Raw genomic sequence first — 18,341 nt, 5'->3', positions numbered from 1 at the left:
ATGAACGAAACAAAAGACCAAACAGCTCTTCGCATGGTCCTTCGATTTGGAGCCATGGTTTTTGGAGCCAGCGCAATTTTCCTACTTGCCCTACCAGTTGTGTTTCTGGAGCTATTGGGCCTAGAAGCTTCCTTAGATCAGCAGTGGTCGATGCGAATGATTGCAATTACCTTAGTTGCCCTAACCGGAAACATGGTTGTTGTGAGCATGTATGCCAATGATAGCGGAGTTCGATTTGCCAGCACCGTGATGCAGTTATCAGCATTTGGTCTTGGAGTCATCACGCTATTGATTCCTGCGGAGCTAACCTGGTTCACAATCTTGTATGCGGCCATTGGTTTTGTTTTCTCCGCGATGTACACATTCTTTTTATTTCGCAGAGGCTAAATGCCCGACATAGTTCTTACAAACGGTGCTGGATCCTCAGCAACACTTTCAACTACCGGTGCTTCAATTTTGGAGCTATCTCTTGATTCCAAGAAGCTGATTCGTAGAGCAAAAAATGCAACCAAGGTATTTGCCGGAGCGGTGCTAGCCCCCTGGCAGAACCGTCTAGCAAACGGTGAGTGGGTTGACCCCTCGGGTAGAACTCTTAGAAACCCAATAAATGAGATTGGCTTAGGAAATGCGCATCACGGACTTGTCTTTGAAGCCGAGTTCAGTGTGAAAGACCAAAGAACAAATTCAATTACCCTTGAGCACCTGATTGACGAATCGGCTGGCTACCCGTTCAAGGTAAAACTAGAAATTTCCTACGAATTAACTGAGCTTGAATTAGTCTGCCGTTTCACTGCCATAAACGTGGGTGCAGAGGTTGCTCCATTTGTGATTGGCTTCCACCCCTATTTTGCGATTGGTGACTCAAGCCAAGCTTTACTAACTTTGCCTGCTCAAAGTTATTACACCCAGACAAAGAGCAAGATACCCGACGTGAAAGTTACGACTCGGGGTTCTGATTTTGATTTTTCCAACAGTAAAGTTCTTGCTGGTGTAGAACTTGATGATTTCTTTACCGATCTTGTGGCGAAATCAGGTGAGATTGTTAGCAAGCTTGTGACTGCTGAATGGAGTGCCGATCTACATCAAAGCGATAATCTAAAACACCTTGTGGTTTATCTCACAGATCAATTTGATTCTGATTCCGGTCTAATCTCTGCTTTAGCTCTTGAGCCAGCATCGGGGGCAGCAAACGCATTTAACAACCAGGAAGATTTGGTACTAATAAATCCAGGTGAGAAATTCAGTGGTCACTGGGGAGTAAGGCTAGCCACCAAGTAGATCTTGTGGGTTTGGAAACTCAAGGTCCACACCCACCAGAGCGCACCGGATTGCTATCTCAGAAGCAGCTGCTGCCACCTCAGTTGCGCTAATCGGGTCGGTAGCCAATGCGTCAGTTACACTCTGGATATTTGCCTGTAAGCCTTCCGGTGCTATGGAAAGTACGTCGTTGACTATTGCACTTGATAGCGCAGTTGCGTCAAAACCGCCGCTTGGAAGCGTTTCCAGTTTTGTAGTCAGAACTGTGCTCAGTGCTTCGCAAGCTGGAGCGTCTGCCTGATCAGGAAGGCTAAGGCTGGAGCAGCCTGTCAGCAGTAACGTACCGGCTGAAATAATGGCCAGGTTTCTAAGCAGCATTCTGTTCCTTTTCTGGCAGTAGACCTGAGATTAGCAAGGGCAGCTCCAGGTAGTCGGCGTATCTTTCAAGGGCGGGATCTTTCCAGGAATACCTTCTTGCAACTAGTGCTAGGCATCCCCAGAAATAAACATTTATTAGGTCTATAGAGAGGTTACTAATTGATTCATCCGGAAATGCCCTGCCAAGCATTTTTCTCAGCAAATTAGGAACATCTGAAATACCAAAGCTGTGTAGCGAAGCTCTCACTGAAAACTCTATTTCCCGAGCTCGCCTGGCATTCCAAATTAGATTGCCACCACGCTGTCGAAGTAGTCTGTGAACCTGCAGTGCTTGAGAATACCTGGCACCGTCAAGGGAATCAAAGATTTCTACAAAGTGGTCAACCTCAAACCCATTTGCTCGAAAGTCCAAAATGTCAGGGTAGTGAAAGAACCTATAAAACGGAACATGTGGTCGAACGGCAGAATATGGTTCTAACGTAAAGCTCGCAAGCAGTGGGTCTTGGCCTAATGTCGCTGAACCCCAACGATCGATGGCTTCATCGTTCTCGCCGGGTTCGGTTGCGTATTCAGAGCTGGTCACATTACAAGTTAACCAAGAAATTGTCTTACCCGTGGCCTAGATTGGAAAACATGCGCACATGTATGGGGGTCATTGCTTGGGTAGTGATTTTTGCCCTAGCAGCGCAGTTCTTTCAAGCAGCTCCTTGGCTGCTTTTGGTGTTTGGTGGACTAATTGCTCTGGGGGTAGTGCTCTCAAAAGCCAGAAAATCCGCTCTAGAAGCTGACACTCTTAAAGTGGTTGGCGATAAACCTCTTCCAAACATCTTGGACGCTAATCGCTCCATGACCGCAATGTCAGCCAGAGAATTACTCGGTGACGAGAGCTTCAGCTTCGAGGTAGTTGGAGAAAGTTTCTACGCACCCAACTTCTCGGCACTGCAAAAAAACGTTGGTCTTATTGACGGCAGAGATTGGGATGATGTTGCAACCTTGATTGTTGATCCTGGAAACAGAAATAGCAAGACTGCTGTGGCGGTTTTTGTTTCCGGGCTAAGGCTTGGTTACGTTCCAGAAGACAAATCAGCGGTTGCATACAAGTTCCTACTTCAAAATGGCGGCTATGCAAAAGCAGACGCTGCTATTTATTTCTCAGCAGCCGATGGTCAAAACAGTATTTGGCTAGACGCGGTTTATCCACTTGCTCTTAAACCCTAAAGATTAAGCGCGAAGTAAATCATGGCGAACAATTGTCGCGTTACGATCAGGACCGACTCCGATTGCGGAGATTCTAGTTCCAGAAAGTTTTTCAAGGGCTAGAACGTAGTCTTGGGCATTCTTTGGAAGATCTTCGAAAGTTTTCGCACCGGTGATGTCATCATCCCAGCCTGGATAGTTTTCATAAATGGGCTTAGCATGATGGAAATCAGATTGCGAAACTGGAATCTCTTCGGTTCTAACTCCATCAACTTCATAAGCTACGCAAACTGGAATTTCTTTTATTCCAGTCAAGACGTCAAGCTTGGTCAAGAAGATATCGGTTAGGCCGTTGATTCGAGTTGCAAACTTGGCAACCGGTGCATCAAACCAACCGCAACGACGTTCTCTTCCGGTTGTAGTTCCAAACTCGAAACCCTTCTCGCGCAAGAACTCGCCCCACTGATCAAACAGTTCTGTTGGGAAAGGTCCTGATCCAACGCGGGTTGTGTAGGCCTTGAGGATTCCAATCACTGAGCTGATCTTTGTTGGACCAATTCCTGTGCCAATGGTTGCACCACCGGCAATAGGTGAGCTCGAAGTTACGAATGGGTAAGTACCGTGATCAACGTCCAGCAGTGTTCCCTGGCCACCTTCAAGCAAAACAGTTTTTCCAGCCTCTAGAGCTAGGTGAAGCTCTAGAGCAGTATCAGAAACCATTGGAGCAAGACGCTCGGTGTAGCTAAGTAGTTCACGAACTATTTCTTCAGCTTTGATGCCGGCGCGGTTATAAACCTTGGAAAGCAACTGGTTTTTCTGCGCTAGTGCCGCTTCAACTTTCTGGCGAAGAATGCTCTCGTCGAAAAGATCTTGAACTCTAATGCCTAGACGTCCTACCTTGTCACCGTAGGTTGGTCCGATTCCACGGCCGGTGGTTCCAATGGCGCGCTTTCCTAGAAAGCGCTCGGAGACTTTATCGATTGTCACGTGGTAAGGGGTGATGATGTGTGCGTTGGCAGAAATCTTTAGTTTTGAAACATCAACGCCCTTTTCAATCAAGCCATCTAGTTCCTTGATCAAGACGCTTAGGTCAATCACGACACCGTTACCAATTACTGGAATTACTCCGGGTGTGAGAATGCCGCTAGGCAGTAGGTGCAAAGCGAACTTCTTGTCCCCGATAACGACTGTGTGTCCGGCGTTGTTTCCGCCTTGGTATCTAACTACGTAGTCGACTCGATCTCCGAGTAAGTCTGTGGCTTTGCCCTTACCTTCGTCGCCCCATTGGGCGCCAACTAGAACTATTGCGGGCACGAGAAAATCCTACCAGCTAGCTAGTTCTGGGCCTCTGGGGACTTGTTAGGAGCCGAACTTGTGCTGGGTGATCCAAGCGTGCATGGTTATGGCTGCTGCAGCACTAGCGTTTATCGACCTTGTGGAACCGTACTGGGTGATCTCCACTACATCTTTAGAAGCTTCGATTGCTGCTTCTGATAAACCAGGCCCTTCCTGACCAAATAGCAGAACACAATTTTTTGGCATTTGGTAGCTCTCTAGCTGCTTACAGCCAGGCACGTTATCAATTGCAATAATCGGGAGCTCTTTGCCCTCGTTTGCTGTTGCTGCCCAAGCCACAAAGTCTTCAACCGTTGGATGGTGCTTGATGTGTTGGTAGCGATCGGTCACCATGGCACCACGTCGGTTCCAGCGCCTGTTGCCAATGATATGGACCTCGGCAGCTAAAAATGCATTTGCGGTTCGAACGATAGATCCAATATTTAGATCATGTTGCCAGTTCTCGATTGCAACATGGAAGCTGTGCCGTTTGGAATCTAAGTCAGCAACAATCGACTCCATCGACCAGTAGCGATACTTGTCTACGACGTTTCTAGTGTCGCCATTAGCTAGTAGCTCTGGATCGTATTTGGAGGCCTCTTGGCCAGTCGGCAATTCACCCACCCAGGGACCCACTCCCCAGGTAGTTTGCTCTGCTACAAAATCAGAATCTTCGTGCTGCACCTAAACTGACCTAATCTTTTGAGCTTGATCCAATTGAATGTTCGCTTTATTGAAGGATACAAATACCGACAGTAGTAGAACCAAAATTGCCAAGAACAAATACACCGGCCGCACACCAACCGAGTCAACGGCAAGACCTACGCCAACTGCAGTCAACATCGGTCCTGCCCCCCAGATGGTCATTTCAATTCCAAATACTCGGCCGCGCATGTTCTCCGGGATGACTCGCTGAATAACTGTGTTTAGCATTGGCATCAGTGGTCCCCAGCTAAATCCAAGAACAGCACCTGCAACAAGCATGATAGGCATCGGCGGGATGAATGATAAAACCAGCACTGATAGCCCGAGTCCGATGAAACCTAATTTCAAGATTGTTGAATAGCTCAAAGATTTCTGAAGAGTCTCAAAAAGCAACGCCCCGATAACCGATGCACCCGCCATGGTGGAAATCAAGATTCCAAGTCCAGTTGCATAGTTCAGTGAGTTGAAGTGAGCCGGGAGAATAACCATCTCGGTTGGAAGATAAATCATCGCAAGAGTAAGAACAAAGCTCATACCCAAGAGCACAGCTGGGGTTTGCGATATCGTCTTGATGCCAAGAGCGGTGTCTCGTAACAGACTTCCTGTTTCAGAAACTCCATCGCCACGATGCTCAACGGTATTTATGAGCATCGCTGAAATTGAAGCAAGGGCGGAAAACACCGCGACAATAATAAACACGTCGTATGGACCGATTACGGCGATGAACGCGGCACCGACTGCTGGGCCAATTGCAAAACCAGTTGCAAATACTGCCTCGTGGATTGAGTTAGCTCGCTCCAAAGAAATACGTGCCGGTCCTGCGATGTCAGGAATGATTGACTTTCTCGCAGTTGAAGCCGCTGGGTTCACAATTGCTCTTGCCATTGCAAGAAGTACTAATAGTACGAATCCAATTTCCATAAAACTGTGAACAACAGGTATCAGCAAAATCGCGAAAGCTGATAGTCCCTCTGAAATAATCGCGCTTACCTTTCTACCAATTCGATCAACGATTGTTCCAAGAATTGGACTCAGAAATAATCCCGGAATAGCGGTCAGTGCAACAACAGCACCGGCCATTGCTGCGGAGCCCGTGATCTCAAGAGCAAGCCACGGAAGGGCTATGAAAACCATTGATCCTGCGATAACACTGGTGATGTTGGAGAGCTCGACGAAAATGTACGAGGCAATGCCTCGGCTGCTACTCAAGTTATAAACCTAATTCCTCTAATGAGATCAGTGACAGGTAGCGATAGCCTTTTGCCTCAATTGCCTGTCTGGCACCGGTGTCCCTATCCACCACAGTTGCAACCGCCAGAATCTTGCCGCCAGCTTTTTCCAAAGCAGCGGCCGCGGTTAGTGGTGATCCCCCGGTAGTAGATGTGTCTTCAATAACAATAAGCGACTTGCCCGCAACATCTGGCCCCTCGACCTGACGACCCATTCCGTGGGCCTTGGCTTCCTTGCGAACAACGAAAGCATCCACTGTTTTTCCCTGAGCATTTGCTTGATGAAGAATTGCGGTTGCTACTGGGTCTGCACCCATGGTTAGTCCACCAACAGCTTCAAAGTTGTCTATTCCAGCATCTTCGAGCATCTGAATCATGAGCTTGCCAATCAGAGGAGCAGCTTCGTGATGCAGAGTTGCTCGTCGAAGATCTACGTAGTAATCGGCTTGAATTCCGCTCGAAAGAGTTACCTTGCCATGAACGACGGCAAGATCCTTTATTAGTTCAACAAGTTTTGCTTTGTCGTTGGCGGTTGAAGACATAGCTATAAGTTTAAGGAGTGAAAATAGCCACCTGGAACGTGAATTCCATAAGAACCCGTGTTGGAAGGGTTTTAGCGTACCTAGAGGCCTCTGGAACAGATGTTTTGGCTATGCAAGAGATTAAGTGCAAGCGTGACCAGTTCCCCTATGCCCCTTTTGAAGAAGCTGGCTACGAGATCACAATGCATGGTCTAAACCAATGGAACGGTGTTGCCTTTGCCTCCAAGATTCCAGCAGAGGATATAGAAATTGGCTTCACCGGAATGCCTGGTTTTGGTCCTGAAACCAAAGAAGAAGCCAGGGCGATAGCAGCAACTTTTGATGGCGTGAGACTTTGGAGTTTGTATGTTCCAAACGGCAGAACTTTGGATGACCCTCACTACACATACAAACTTGAGTGGCTTGATCGTCTAGCTGCAATTACAGCGGAGAGTTTAGAAAACGATCCTTCAACGCCTTTGGCGCTCATGGGAGATTTCAACATTGCACCTTTGGATACCGACGTTTGGGACATGAATTTCTTTGCTGGCTCAACTCATGTTTCTCAAGCAGAAAGACAAGCCTTCGAAGCTTTTGAGCAAATTGGTATGCAAGATGTTGTTAGAAAACTAATTCCAGACGGTTATACCTATTGGGACTACCAGCAACTTCGCTTTCCAAGAAATGAAGGAATGCGTATCGATTTCATTTTGGGTTCAGATACTTTTGCTGAAAAAGTAACTGCTGCAAAGATTGAACGTGATGAGCGAAAAGGTGAAGGCCCGAGCGATCACGTTCCGGTGGTTGTAGAGATTTCCTAATTCATATCTGAATTGGCTATCTTGCTCTCCATAAAACAACCTGAGTGGACCTAGCGGGTCTCTTTCCTGCCAGCAGGCTCTCAATACCCTGATCACCAGCGGAGAAGATTCTTGCGCCGGGACGGTTCAACATTTCATTTGCTAGCGCTTGCTCTAAATCTCGGACTCGTTTTTTGAGCTCGATGTTTTGATTTTCGAGTTCCAAAATTCTTTTTATTCCCTCGAGTGAAACACCCTCGGTTGAAAGTCTCGCGATCTCTCGCAATTGCGCAACGTTGCGCATGGTGTATCGGCGAGATTGACCGGCTGTTCTGGAAGGTGACACTAGACCAAGACGGTCATACTGCCTGAGTGTTTGAGGGTGCATTAGAGCAAGCTCTGCGGCAACGGAAATAACAAAAAGCGGAGTGTTCTCATCTAACTCAGTCATTTTCCACCTCCCTTTTTAGAGCAAGCCAGCTTTGGAATTAAGTTCTGCTCGTGGATCTTCTTTTGGCATTTGTTCTTCAAATTCCAAAAGCGCCTTCTTAGCCTTTTCAGACAAATGGGACGGAACCGCTACTTCAACTGTTGCGAGAAGGTCTCCACGGTTATTTCCCGTTTCAACTCCACGACCTTTAATTCGCAGCACACGGCCGTTTGGAATTCCAGGGTGAATTTTTAGCTTCACCGGTTCTGCTCCCAATGTTGGAACAGAGATAGTTGCGCCAAGCGCTGCTTCAGCGAAAGTGACCGGAACAATGACGCGTAGGTTAATTCCATCGCGAATAAAAACTGGGTGTGGTTTTACCCGAACGGTAACAATTAGATCTCCCGATGGTCCACCGTTTGGTGAAGGCCTTCCCTTACCGCGAAGTTTGATTTTCTGACCATCAACAACACCGGCTGGAATTTTTACGTTGAGAGCATCCATACCTTGCAGGCTTAGCTTGATTGTTGCGCCTTTGATGGAATCGATAAAGTCAATCGAAGTTCTGGCAGTTAGATCGATTCCTGCAGTTGGGCCAAAATCAAAACCTCCGAAGCCTCCACCGAAGCCGCCGCCTCGGCCACCAAAGATGTTCGAGAAAACGTCCTCGAAACCTCCGCCACCGGCGCCTTGACTACCTGAAGTAAATCTGGCACCCGAACCCATGGCTTTGATTGCGTCGTATTCTTTGCGTTGCTCGGCATCAGACAAAACAGAAAAAGCTTCACTGATCTCTTTGAACTTAGCTTCGGCTTTGGCATCACCTGGGTTGGAGTCCGGGTGATACTGCCTGGCTAGTTTTCGGTAGGTCTTTTTTATATCCCCTTCGGATGCGTCCTTGGGTAGGCCAAGCGTCTGATAGAAATCCTTCTCAAACCAGTCTTGGCTAGCCATAGGTTAATCCTGCTCCGGAACCAGCACAGAGACCATCGCTGGGCGAATAAGTCGGTCATCAATCATGAATCCCGCCTCAACTACCTCATTGATGGTGGGTTCTTTCACGTCTTTGCTTGGAACTTGAGCTAGGGCGTTGTGGATCTCAGGGTCGAACTTTTCACCCTTGACCGCAAACTTCTTGAGTCCAAACTTGTCGCCAGCATTTCTTAGCTTGGTAACTACCGCCATAAACGGTGTTCCTTCAAGATCGCCGTGCGCTTCTGCGCGCTCCAAATCGTCCAATGCTGGAAGCAAAGAACGAATTACTTCAATAATTGCTGAGTTTCTTGCTTGATCTCTGTCGCGCTCGACTCTGGTTTTGTAGTTTACGAACTCTGCCTGCAGACGCTGCAAATCAGCAAGAAGCTCTGCTTCTTTGCTGATTGGTCCTGTTTGCTCAACTAAGTCAGCTAGCTCCTGATCGATCGGGTCCGAAGGGGAATCGGACCCGACCTGATCAACAGTTTCGTTCTCGGTTGGCTCGAGGTTTTCCTCGGCCATTACTTCTTCTCTGCGGCTGGCTCGTCGTCGACTACTTCAGCGTCAACCACATCTTCGCTGGAAGCTTCTGATTCAGCCGGAGCTTCCTCTGAAGTGTTTGCGTAGATTGCCTCGCCTAGTTTCTGGGCTGAGGTGGCTAGCTTCTCGTTAGCGCTCTTGATGGCGTCGATGTCTTCGCCTGCAAGTGCAGTCTTTAGGGCATCGATGTCTGCTTGAACTTCGGTCTTCACTTCTTCAGGAAGTTTGTCATCGTTGTCCTTGATGATCTTCTCTGTTTGGTAAGCCATCTGCTCTGCAGTGTTTTTTAGGTCCTGCTCTTCACGACGCTTCTTGTCTTCAGCAGCGTGCTCTTCAGCTTCTTTGACCATGCGCTCGATATCTTCTTTCGCAAGTGAAGATCCACCTGTGATTGTCATCGACTGCTCTTTACCGGTTCCCTTGTCCTTGGCGGACACGTGAACGATACCGTTAGCGTCGATGTCGAAAGTAACTTCAACCTGTGGGATTCCACGAGGTGCTGGTGCGATACCGGTTAGCTCAAAGTTTCCAAGAGACTTGTTGTCCCTGGTGAACTCGCGCTCACCCTGGTAAACCTGAATCGAAACCGAAGGCTGGTTGTCATCAGCTGTAGTGAAGGTTTCGCTTCGCTTAGTTGGAATCGCAGTGTTGCGCTCGATTAGCTTGGTCATGATTCCACCCTTGGTTTCAATTCCAAGAGCTAGTGGAGTCACGTCGATAAGCAGAACATCTTTACGCTCACCCTTTAGAACACCGGCCTGGAGTGAAGCACCAACAGCAACAACCTCATCTGGGTTTACTGCCTTGTTTGGTTCTTTTCCTCCGGTTAGCTGCTTTACCAATTCGGTAACCGCTGGCATACGAGTTGATCCACCAACCATCACAACGTGTGCGATGTCGGCAACCTTTACACCCGCTTCCTTGATTACGTCGTTGAATGGCTTTTTGGTGCGCTCTAGTAGATCAGCGGTTAGCTGCTCGAACTGGGCACGAGTAATTGTCTCGTCCAAGTTTGCAGGTCCGTTTTCAGTTAGAGACAAATACGGAAGCTGAATGTTTGCGGTGGTGGACTGAGAAAGTTCCTTCTTAGCCTGTTCCGCTGCTTCCTTTAGACGCTGCAAAGCGATCTTGTCTTTAGCAACGTCAACACCGGTAGTGTCCTTGAATTTCTTGACTAGGTGATCAACAATTCTCTGGTCCCAATCATCTCCACCTAGGCGGTTATCACCTGAGGTTGAGCGAACCTGAATGGTAGAGAAGTCATCGTCTTTTCCTACCTCTAGAAGAGATACGTCGAATGTTCCACCACCGAGGTCAAACACCAAGATCAATTCATCTTGCTGACCCTTGTCGAGTCCGTAGGCCAAAGCAGCTGCGGTTGGCTCGTTGATGATGCGAAGAACGTTTAGTCCTGCAATCTCACCGGCTTCCTTAGTTGCCTGACGCTCGGCGTCGTTGAAGTAAGCCGGAACCGTGATCACGGCGTCGGTTACGGATTCACCCAGGTAGGTCTCGGCGTCTCTTTTGAGCTTGGACAGAATCCTGGCTGAGATCTCCTGAGCGGTGTAATTCTTGTCATCGACCTTGAACTTCCAGTCGGTGCCCATGTGCCTCTTTACAGAGGCAATGGTGCGGTCTACGTTGGTGACGGCCTGGCGCTTGGCGGTCTCGCCCACCAGAACCTCTCCGTCTTTGGCGAAAGCCACTATGGAAGGTGTGGTTCTAAAGCCCTCAGCGTTGACGATAACCGTTGGTTCTCCACCTTCTAGAACTGAAACTGCGCTATTGGTGGTTCCTAGGTCAATACCCACTGCACGTGCCATGCTTGTTTTCTCCTTGTATTTACTGGTGTATCGGGGTTGAGGACCCAAACTTGAGCCTCATTGACTCAAGTTTCACAAATCCCAAATCATTTGTCAAGTATTTTCCCGAAAAACTTGAGTCGCGTCTACTCAAGTTCTAGCCAGGCAATCTGTTCACGCCAAATTCTCCACCTATTTGGGGGCAACTGACCAGGCTTGCGGTAGCTTGTTGCCATGACAAACACATCTGGATCAGCTAAGACCTCTTCGAACAAACTCGGTAAAAAGGGTACGTTCTCCTGGGCCCTCTGGGACTGGGCCTCTCAGGCCTTCCCGACAGTGGTGACCTCCTTTATCTTCGGTCGATACATTACTGACTCTGCATTCGCTCCGGCGGGTCTCAGTGAAGAGGACGCTGGCCAGTACACCGGCGTCTGGCTGGGTGTCTCAGGCATTATCGCGGGTGTGATCATCGCGTTGATTGCTCCAATTATTGGCCGTCGCGCCGACACCTCTGGACAAAAGAAGAAATGGCTGATGATCAACACCTGGCTGTTTGCCGGGACCATCGGACTGATGTTCTTTGTTGCTCCCTCAAATGATTTCTTCTTCTTTGGTCTAGTGCTGCTAGCTGCCGGCGGAATCTTTTTTGAGTTTGCGACAGTTAATTACAACTCCATGCTCTCCGAGGTTGCAAGCCCTAGGGACCGCGGCAAGGTGAGCCAGCTTGCGTGGGGTCTTGGTTACATCGGTGGAATTGTTTTGCTGATTATGGCGTTGTGGATAATTCGTTTTGGTGGAGCAGAGATGCTTGGCATACCAGACTCTGGGGCACTGCCAGTGCGTGTTGTCATGGTAATCAGTATGTTCTGGGTTTTGCTTTTCTCAATTCCACTGATGATAAATGTTCCTGAGTCTAAGCCAGTACTGGTCGCGCAGAAAGAATCTTTTTTCGCTGGTTATGCCTACTTGTTCCGCTCACTAGTAAAAATGAGCCGCGAGAACCCAAACCTATTGAAGTTTCTGATTGCCTCTGCGGTTTATCGTGATGGTCTAAATGGAGTTTTTATCTACGGGGCGGTGCTCGGTGGAATAGCTTTTGGTCTCGAGACAGAACAAATTATCATCTTTGGTATCGCTGCCAACGTGGTTGCAGGAATTGGAACATTTGTTGGTGCCTTCATTGAAGACCGAATTGGTTCTCGCGCAGTTGTGTTCATTTCACTAGCGGGAGTGATACTTGGGGGTCTGGGGGTCTTTGTGTTTGCAGACCTTGGAACCGTTGCTTTCTTTGGCTTCGGTCTATTCCTATGCACGTTCGTAGGTCCAGCTCAAGCAGCTTCTAGAACGATGATGTCTCGACTATCAGCTGACGACAGGCAAGGTGAGGCTTTTGGGCTCTACGCCACAACAGGTAGATCGGTTAGCTTCTTAGCTCCTGCAGCATGGACTCTGTTTATTGGTTTGTTGTCGCCAATTTGGGGAATCATCGGTCTGATGTTGATTTTGATGATTGGCTTCCTACTGCTTCTAACTGTGAAGCCGGTATTTGCACCAGCCGCGTAGAGCTAGTTCTCGAGCGGAGCAGAACCAACATCTGTTCTATAGAAGTTCTTGTAACTTCTAGAAGCTGTTGGTCCGCGCTGTCCTTGATATCTCGATGCGTACTTTTCGCTTCCGTAAGGATGCTCTGAAGGCGATGTCAGCTTGAAAAAGCAAAGCTGACCAATCTTCATTCCCGGCCATAACTTGATAGGCAACGTTGCAACATTTGATAGCTCAAGAGTGACGTGACCTTTGAATCCTGGGTCAACAAATCCTGCTGTTGAGTGAGTTAAAAGTCCAAGTCTTCCAAGCGAACTTTTACCTTCGAGTCTTGCAGCAACATCGTCTGGCAAGGTTACAAACTCATAAGTCGAACCAAGAACAAATTCTCCTGGGTGCAAGATGAAAGGTTCCGATGGGTCAACTTCGATTAGACGGGTCAGCTCGTCTTGCTGCTCAGCAGGATCGATGAATGCGTACTTGTGATTGTCAAACAATCTAAAGAAGCGGTCTAGGCGAACATCGATTGAGCTTGGCTGCAGTAAGCCCATCTCGAGGGGCTCTAGCCCAATCTGGCCGGCTTCGATACTTGCGCGTATATCGCGATCTGACATCAACATTGCTCTAGATTACCGCTTCGATAAGCGTTGCTAGGGTAATAACTACCGAGGAAGGAAATTTTATGTTCGGTCACGAAGTGCGCGCCAGAATCTACTTTGTCTTAGCTGGCATTGGGCTCATCACCGCTTGGTGGTTTAACGCGATTGCCTCCATCGAGGGTCAGGATTACATCAAGGCCTGGTTTGGTTCGGCTGTGGACTGGGTACTCTCGCTGGATCTTCTGATTGTGATTTTGGCTTTAGTTGTGTTCATCCTTTATGAAGCCAAGAAGCTTGGCATGAAGCGGGTGTGGCTATATTTCTTGGCTTCTGGGATAACGGCGATGGCTTTCACTTTTCCGCTGTTCATGGCCTTTAGAGAACTTCGCAAACAAAAGATTGCCATGGCCTTTGGCAAGCTCGAGACGTTTGTGGTTGATGATCACAGAGTTGATGTTTGGGTTCCAGAAAAGGTTGTCTCCTATACGCCAATTCTGATGATGCATGATGGCAAGAATGTCTTTGATCCTAGGACTGCTTCGAGCAACACTCCTTGGAGAATCTTGGATGCCATCCAAGACAAGAGGATCAAGGCCGATCCACAACCCTTGATTGTTGCGGTCCACGGCCTAGGCCCTGACACCAGAATGCTAGAACTTGCGCCAAAGGAGATAGTGCTGGCACACCCAGACATCTTTGATAACTTGCCGCTCGAATACAAACCAATTCACAAAACTTCTTTGAACGGTGAATACAACGTCTTGCTCGCCGAAAAGATTCTGCCGATGGTCTTGGAAAAGTATGGCATTGAGCACCAGCTAGAGCGCACTGCAATAGCAGGTGCTTCAATGGGTGGACTTGCCTCCCTTTACTTAATGAGCAAGTACCCAAACCTATTTGGCGCTGCGCTTTGTTTTTCAACGCATTGGATCATTGGCCACGAATACATGGCACAGGAGCTATCTAGGCTTGTGCCAGTTGCTGGCAAGCACAAGATTTACACCGATAGTGGCACAGAAGGTTTGGATTTGTTCTACCAACCGTTTCACAACAAAGCCATTAAAGGTTTTGAAGCCAAGGGATATGTTCGCGATAAAGATTTGATGTATGGGGTGTTTCCAGGAACCGCCCACGAAGAAAGCGATTGGGCAGACAGGCTTCATCAGCCGATCAACTGGTGGCTGAGGGGCTAAAAGAGCTTCTCAACCGGTGCGTTCTTCACACCACTCATAAACCTGATCACGTCTTTATCAACCATGACATCTTGTTGCCTAATGGCGCGAGTCAAATACAGTCCTTCCAAAGAGCGAATTCGAGATAGTGCAACGTAGGTTTGCCCTGGACTAAAAGCCCCACGACCTAAGTCAATAACTGCTTCGTCATAGGTCTGGCCTTGGGATTTGTGAATAGTTACTGACCACGCAAGACGAAGAGGTATCTGTTGATACTCGGCGAGGGGAATAGTGACCAGTACTTCTTTTACTCGGCCTGTTTCTTCATCAAACTCTTCGTCTATTTCGTAACGAACTTTTTCCCAGGTAGCTTTTCCAACATCTAGTCTTTCGCCATCAACTTCCACAACCACTCCACCACTTGATGGCAAGTCAACTACTTTTCCAATGGTTCCATTAACCCAGCGGCGAACTAATCCGTCAGAAGTTCTTTTGCCGTCGTCGTTTTTTATAAACATGACCTGAGCGCCGACCTTCAGTTCAAGTGATGGTTCTGCTGGAAGGGTTCTTCCAAAGGCGCTTTCATCACTTGCATTGAAAATAGCTTCGAAGGTTTTTGGTTTGGTGGTGAGCTTGTCCATGCGCTCTTTGTTGGTCTTATCAACGCTTGCGTTGATGGTCGCTAGACGAATGATTTCTTCGTGCGACGGAAATCTGTTTCCGGCAGCATTCAAAGTATCCAGCATCTGCTGGTCAACTTCTCCAACTCGAATCGCATTCAAGATGGCTTTGAAATCTTCGTCAGATTGACGGAAGATTTCGCCTAGCTCAAATCTTTCCAAAGAATCTTCGTGCCATACTTTTGCATCGAAGAACCAAATTGATTGGTAGTTCTCACTCATATAGTTGCGTTCTTCGTTATTTCCCGGAACTGGAGAAAGTTGATAGGGATCTCCGAACATAACTACCTGCGCTCCACCAAAGGGAAGCTTTCTTCTGCCTCGCGCTATTCCCATAGCTCTGGAGATTGCGTCCATCAGATCGGCATTGACCATCGAAACTTCGTCAATGATCAAAACATCTAATGCAGCAAGAACTTCTCTAGTTCTCTTGTTCATGTGCCGTGCGAGATCTTGATCGGCCAAAATTCCAAAGGGAAAGCCAAAGAGCGAATGAATGGTTACTCCACCAACATTTAGCGCGGCAACTCCTGTCGGCGCACAAACAGCAACATTCTTTTTGGTGTTTTCAACCAGGTAGCTAAGCAATGTTGATTTACCGGTTCCAGCACGGCCGGTGATAAAGATGTTGTTTTCAGACTGTTCGATGTAATCGAAAAGGTTCTGCTGTTCAACAGAGAGTGTCACAGATTGCATCTAAGGCCTTTGGTTGATGCGATCTAGCATCTCGTTGTAGTTATCTAAGTCTTTGTTGCCGCTTCGATCAGAAGCGCGGTCTAATCTGACCGAATCTCTTCGGTCTGATTTGAACCATTGCCAAGACACAATTATCGCGAGCGCGATGGTTGGAAGCTCGCCAATTGCCCAAGCAATTGCTCCACCGTTTTGCTGATCCTCCAAAGGTGAAAGTCCCCAGGTGCGACCCATAGCTCCGAACCAATCGGGAAGCAGTAATCCTGAACCTGTCATCAAAGCAAGTCCGAAGAACGCGTGGAAGGCCATAACGAGAATAAGAGTGATAATCCGGAACGGATAGCCAACTCGAGCTGGTCCTGGATCAATTCCAATAAGTGACTGAACAAACAGGTAGCCAGTAATCAAGAAGTGAACAACCATCCATTGGTGGCCGATGTGTTCTCGGGTGGCCCAGTCAAAAATAGGGGTGAAGTAGAAAATCACCAATGAAGCTGCGAAGTTCACGGCCGCGAAAGCCGGATGAGCGATAAACATCGCAGGCTTGGTGTGAACAGCCCAGAGCACCCACTCTCTAACTCCCCTGGACTGATCCGGTCTTTTCTGAACTGCTCGCATCAAAAGCGTCACTGGTGCCCCTGGCACCAGTAACACCGGTATCGCCATCGTCAGGCTCATGTGAGCGATCATGTGAACGCTAAATAGATACTCCTGATAGGCGTTCAAGGCACCGCTGGTTGTGTAGATAAGTAGCAGCATGCCAAGAAGCCAAGAAGCCGTTCTAGCTATCGGCCAGCTATCCCCGCGTTGCTTTAGAACCCTCACGCCAAGTAGATATGCACCCATCGCAGCAAGGGCAATTACTAGCCAAAGAATATCGACCTTGGTTACAGTCAAAAACGTCTCAAGGGTGAGCTCTGGAGGAAGTGGTTCGCCGGTTAGAAACTCTGCAGGCGTTGGAACGACAAACTCGCCCTGCGAAACCGGAGGTGCGGTTCTAGCGAGTGCAGTTCCAGTTCCAAGAGCCAAGCCCATGATTGATATCTCGAGGAGCGCTAGTTTGAAAAATGAGCCCTTCTGGTCAATCTTTGCGAGTATCCCCCTGCGATAGATAGCGCCAAATACTCCAAGGGCAATAAGCAAACCCACTTTTAGGATCAACAAAAGCCCATAGGGGCTTGCGAGGCTTTCAAAACTAGGCAGGCGAACATAACTAGATCCAACGCCCGATATGGCAACCAGTGCAAAGCTCGCTAGCGCCAACGAGGAATAGCGCAAAGCCATTGGTTTCGAGTTTCCTTTTAGCTCTGGCTTGATCGCAAACAGCGCAATAAGGCCCCCGACCCAAATCACAATTCCTACCAGGTGCATACCTAGCGAGTTCACCGCTAAAGAGTGATTTTCCGTCCCCGAAGCGTGACCAATAAGAGCCAGCGGGATCAAGCTTGCAAGCCCCAGCCCTGCGGTGAGGGCAGTGCCTGTAAGTGAGCTAACCATCAGCGCCAATGTTGCTATCGCTAGCGCGGCAAATAGATTCAGCCCAAATGAGATACCTAGTTCTATCTCAGTTGCGTAAACAAACAAGCCTTGACTAAAGCTTGGCTCTAATGAAAAGCTTGCTCCAGATACGGAGATAAAGCTCAGTAGGAAGTGGGCGGAGCCAATTAGGACCCAGGCTGCAGCCGACACTGCCGACAAATTCAGTAGCTTGCGTAAAACCGCGGATTTATCGTCTGCCGCAAAGGCCGCCAACACTAAAGACCCGATTGCCATGGCCATGGCAAGATTCATGAGCCCTTTAGTTATAGGAGTTCCGTAGCGAACTACAGGGCCTGGATCAGAGAACTGCAGTGGATCGGCGCCGCCACCAATTACAAGACCAAACATGATCGCAACCAACAGGCCGGAGATAGCAACCAAGCTGGCTGCTACTGTGCGGTTTTGAAGTAAGGTCACCTTTTAAGCTTAGGTAAAAACCTGCCGGTTTTATCCGCGTAGCTTGCGTAGTCAACGTATCTTGCTCGAAGCAGTTGCTCTTCAAAACTTGCCTTGTAATTCAGCAAAACAACAAGGGCTATGAAAAATAAGATGTGTGGAAATAGGCCACGGCTTAGGGCCATGGCTAATCCAATGGCTAGCACGCCTGTATAAATGGGGTGCCTGGCAAATCTATACAAACCGTCAGTTACTAGTTCGCCCTTTTTAGCAGGGATTGGGTGAGCGGTTAGGGATTTACCGAGAGCCAAGAAAGAAAGCCCAAGAATTACAAGTCCCATTGCTAGCAATACTGCGATAGCAATAGTCACTGTGAGTCCAAAGACACCGTAGTTGATTGAGTTTGCTGGGTAGAAAATCAGTAACCCAAGCAAGATGAATTGGCCAATAACCAAAAGGGTGCCCTTTAGTGAGTTATTCATTTCTTAGCCTTTTGATTGAAAGTAATGAAAAAGGCACCGACCGAAGCCGATGCCTTTTTCTTCAAG

20 protein-coding genes are annotated in these 18,341 nt (G+C 48.2%); 6 read left to right on the top strand and 14 right to left on the bottom strand.

Going from position 1 to position 18,341, the window contains the following annotated elements:
* Positions 1-387: a hypothetical protein gene (locus tag AC9UFE_RS03000; RefSeq protein ID WP_509545493.1), complete on the top strand. Its 387-nt coding sequence runs from the start codon at positions 1-3 to the stop codon at positions 385-387.
* Complete coding sequence (locus AC9UFE_RS02995; RefSeq protein WP_509545492.1) at positions 388-1,278, top strand: aldose epimerase family protein; 891 nt, start codon at positions 388-390, stop codon at positions 1,276-1,278.
* Here AC9UFE_RS02995 and AC9UFE_RS02990 read toward each other — a convergent pair.
* Positions 1,264-1,635, bottom strand: coding sequence for a hypothetical protein (locus AC9UFE_RS02990; protein WP_509545491.1), 372 nt, complete (start codon positions 1,633-1,635; stop codon positions 1,264-1,266). The two genes, AC9UFE_RS02995 and AC9UFE_RS02990, sit on opposite strands and share 15 nt — an antisense overlap.
* Positions 1,625-2,218: a hypothetical protein gene (locus AC9UFE_RS02985; protein WP_509545490.1), complete on the bottom strand. Its 594-nt coding sequence runs from the start codon at positions 2,216-2,218 to the stop codon at positions 1,625-1,627. Before AC9UFE_RS02985 ends, AC9UFE_RS02990 begins: the two co-directional genes overlap by 11 nt.
* Before the next feature lie 83 nt (positions 2,219-2,301).
* On the opposite strand from AC9UFE_RS02985, the gene AC9UFE_RS02980 reads away from it, so the two are divergent.
* Entirely contained in the window at positions 2,302-2,853 is a 552-nt protein-coding gene (locus AC9UFE_RS02980) for a hypothetical protein (RefSeq protein WP_509545489.1), read from the top strand.
* A gap of 3 nt (positions 2,854-2,856) precedes the next feature.
* Here AC9UFE_RS02980 and AC9UFE_RS02975 read toward each other — a convergent pair whose 3' ends face one another.
* From AC9UFE_RS02975 to pyrE, 4 genes are read right to left on the bottom strand one after another with little or no spacing between them, the layout of a single operon-like run.
* Positions 2,857-4,146, bottom strand: a complete 1,290-nt coding sequence (locus tag AC9UFE_RS02975; protein ID WP_509545488.1) for an adenylosuccinate synthase — start codon at positions 4,144-4,146, stop codon at positions 2,857-2,859.
* Positions 4,147-4,191: 45 nt separating this feature from the next.
* Positions 4,192-4,851, bottom strand: coding sequence for a TrmH family RNA methyltransferase (locus AC9UFE_RS02970; protein WP_509545487.1), 660 nt, complete (start codon positions 4,849-4,851; stop codon positions 4,192-4,194).
* Positions 4,852-6,081 (bottom strand): MFS transporter, encoded by a 1,230-nt coding sequence (locus AC9UFE_RS02965; protein WP_509545486.1) that lies wholly within the window; start codon positions 6,079-6,081, stop codon positions 4,852-4,854. It lies immediately after the preceding gene.
* A gap of 1 nt (position 6,082) precedes the next feature.
* On the bottom strand, positions 6,083-6,643 hold the full coding sequence (gene pyrE, locus AC9UFE_RS02960) for an orotate phosphoribosyltransferase (RefSeq protein WP_509545485.1): 561 nt from the start codon (positions 6,641-6,643) through the stop codon (positions 6,083-6,085).
* Positions 6,644-6,660: 17 nt separating this feature from the next.
* Here pyrE and AC9UFE_RS02955 point away from each other — a divergent pair, with 17 nt between their 5' ends.
* Positions 6,661-7,443: an exodeoxyribonuclease III gene (locus tag AC9UFE_RS02955; protein WP_509545484.1), complete on the top strand. Its 783-nt coding sequence runs from the start codon at positions 6,661-6,663 to the stop codon at positions 7,441-7,443.
* Between the two features lie 16 nt (positions 7,444-7,459).
* Here the strand turns inward: AC9UFE_RS02955 and AC9UFE_RS02950 are convergent, their stop codons facing one another.
* The 4 genes from AC9UFE_RS02950 to dnaK are packed head-to-tail and all read right to left on the bottom strand — an operon-like array spanning position 7,460 to position 11,190.
* On the bottom strand, positions 7,460-7,873 hold the full coding sequence (locus AC9UFE_RS02950) for a heat shock protein transcriptional repressor HspR (RefSeq protein ID WP_509545483.1): 414 nt from the start codon (positions 7,871-7,873) through the stop codon (positions 7,460-7,462).
* A 15-nt stretch (positions 7,874-7,888) separates the two neighbouring features.
* The gene (locus AC9UFE_RS02945; protein WP_509545482.1) at positions 7,889-8,806 is read right to left on the bottom strand and encodes a DnaJ C-terminal domain-containing protein; all 918 of its coding nucleotides are present in this window, start codon (positions 8,804-8,806) and stop codon (positions 7,889-7,891) included.
* Positions 8,807-8,809: 3 nt separating this feature from the next.
* Entirely contained in the window at positions 8,810-9,349 is a 540-nt protein-coding gene (locus AC9UFE_RS02940) for a nucleotide exchange factor GrpE (RefSeq protein WP_509545481.1), read from the bottom strand.
* The gene (dnaK, locus tag AC9UFE_RS02935; RefSeq protein WP_509545480.1) at positions 9,349-11,190 is read right to left on the bottom strand and encodes a molecular chaperone DnaK; all 1,842 of its coding nucleotides are present in this window, start codon (positions 11,188-11,190) and stop codon (positions 9,349-9,351) included. Before dnaK ends, AC9UFE_RS02940 begins: the two co-directional genes overlap by 1 nt.
* 213 nt (positions 11,191-11,403) lie before the next feature.
* On the opposite strand from dnaK, the gene AC9UFE_RS02930 reads away from it, so the two are divergent.
* Complete coding sequence (locus AC9UFE_RS02930) at positions 11,404-12,735, top strand: MFS transporter (RefSeq protein ID WP_509545479.1); 1,332 nt, start codon at positions 11,404-11,406, stop codon at positions 12,733-12,735.
* 2 nt (positions 12,736-12,737) lie between these two features.
* Here the strand turns inward: AC9UFE_RS02930 and dcd are convergent, their stop codons facing one another.
* Complete coding sequence (gene dcd, locus AC9UFE_RS02925; RefSeq protein ID WP_509545478.1) at positions 12,738-13,334, bottom strand: dCTP deaminase; 597 nt, start codon at positions 13,332-13,334, stop codon at positions 12,738-12,740.
* Between the two features lie 62 nt (positions 13,335-13,396).
* Here dcd and AC9UFE_RS02920 point away from each other — a divergent pair, with 62 nt between their 5' ends.
* Positions 13,397-14,506: a DUF2834 domain-containing protein gene (locus AC9UFE_RS02920; protein WP_509545477.1), complete on the top strand. Its 1,110-nt coding sequence runs from the start codon at positions 13,397-13,399 to the stop codon at positions 14,504-14,506.
* Here AC9UFE_RS02920 and AC9UFE_RS02915 read toward each other — a convergent pair.
* The 3 genes from AC9UFE_RS02915 to AC9UFE_RS02905 are packed head-to-tail and all read right to left on the bottom strand — an operon-like array spanning position 14,503 to position 18,275.
* Positions 14,503-15,861 (bottom strand): ATP-dependent DNA helicase, encoded by a 1,359-nt coding sequence (locus tag AC9UFE_RS02915; protein WP_509545476.1) that lies wholly within the window; start codon positions 15,859-15,861, stop codon positions 14,503-14,505. The two genes, AC9UFE_RS02920 and AC9UFE_RS02915, sit on opposite strands and share 4 nt — an antisense overlap.
* A complete protein-coding gene (locus AC9UFE_RS02910; protein WP_509545475.1) occupies positions 15,862-17,814 on the bottom strand; it encodes a bifunctional copper resistance protein CopD/cytochrome c oxidase assembly protein in 1,953 nt (650 codons plus the stop codon). It lies immediately after the preceding gene.
* A complete protein-coding gene (locus tag AC9UFE_RS02905; protein ID WP_509545474.1) occupies positions 17,811-18,275 on the bottom strand; it encodes a methyltransferase family protein in 465 nt (154 codons plus the stop codon). Before AC9UFE_RS02905 ends, AC9UFE_RS02910 begins: the two co-directional genes overlap by 4 nt.
* Positions 18,276-18,341: the final 66 nt, after the last annotated feature.

It is taken from the genome of Rhodoluna sp., from assembly GCF_044239955.1.
Classification (GTDB): domain Bacteria; phylum Actinomycetota; class Actinomycetes; order Actinomycetales; family Microbacteriaceae; genus Rhodoluna.
The sequence above is the reverse complement of the archived record's forward strand: the minus strand, read 5'-3'. Positions and strand labels throughout refer to the sequence as shown.

What these genes read in the sequence shown, in the direction of transcription:
- AC9UFE_RS02990 (WP_509545491.1), bottom strand. Translation starts at nt 1,635, where the DNA reads ATGCTGCTTAGAAACCTGGCCATTATTTCAGCCGGTACGTTACTGCTG.
- AC9UFE_RS02920 (WP_509545477.1), top strand. Translation starts at nt 13,397, where the DNA reads ATGTTCGGTCACGAAGTGCGCGCCAGAATCTACTTTGTCTTAGCTGGC.
- AC9UFE_RS03000 (WP_509545493.1), top strand. Translation starts at nt 1, where the DNA reads ATGAACGAAACAAAAGACCAAACAGCTCTTCGCATGGTCCTTCGATTT.
- AC9UFE_RS02940 (WP_509545481.1), bottom strand. Translation starts at nt 9,349, where the DNA reads ATGGCCGAGGAAAACCTCGAGCCAACCGAGAACGAAACTGTTGATCAG.
- AC9UFE_RS02995 (WP_509545492.1), top strand. Translation starts at nt 388, where the DNA reads ATGCCCGACATAGTTCTTACAAACGGTGCTGGATCCTCAGCAACACTT.
- dcd (WP_509545478.1), bottom strand. Translation starts at nt 13,334, where the DNA reads ATGTTGATGTCAGATCGCGATATACGCGCAAGTATCGAAGCCGGCCAG.
- AC9UFE_RS02945 (WP_509545482.1), bottom strand. Translation starts at nt 8,806, where the DNA reads ATGGCTAGCCAAGACTGGTTTGAGAAGGATTTCTATCAGACGCTTGGC.
- AC9UFE_RS02930 (WP_509545479.1), top strand. Translation starts at nt 11,404, where the DNA reads ATGACAAACACATCTGGATCAGCTAAGACCTCTTCGAACAAACTCGGT.
- dnaK (WP_509545480.1), bottom strand. Translation starts at nt 11,190, where the DNA reads ATGGCACGTGCAGTGGGTATTGACCTAGGAACCACCAATAGCGCAGTT.
- pyrE (WP_509545485.1), bottom strand. Translation starts at nt 6,643, where the DNA reads ATGTCTTCAACCGCCAACGACAAAGCAAAACTTGTTGAACTAATAAAG.
- AC9UFE_RS02915 (WP_509545476.1), bottom strand. Translation starts at nt 15,861, where the DNA reads ATGCAATCTGTGACACTCTCTGTTGAACAGCAGAACCTTTTCGATTAC.
- AC9UFE_RS02905 (WP_509545474.1), bottom strand. Translation starts at nt 18,275, where the DNA reads ATGAATAACTCACTAAAGGGCACCCTTTTGGTTATTGGCCAATTCATC.
- AC9UFE_RS02950 (WP_509545483.1), bottom strand. Translation starts at nt 7,873, where the DNA reads ATGACTGAGTTAGATGAGAACACTCCGCTTTTTGTTATTTCCGTTGCC.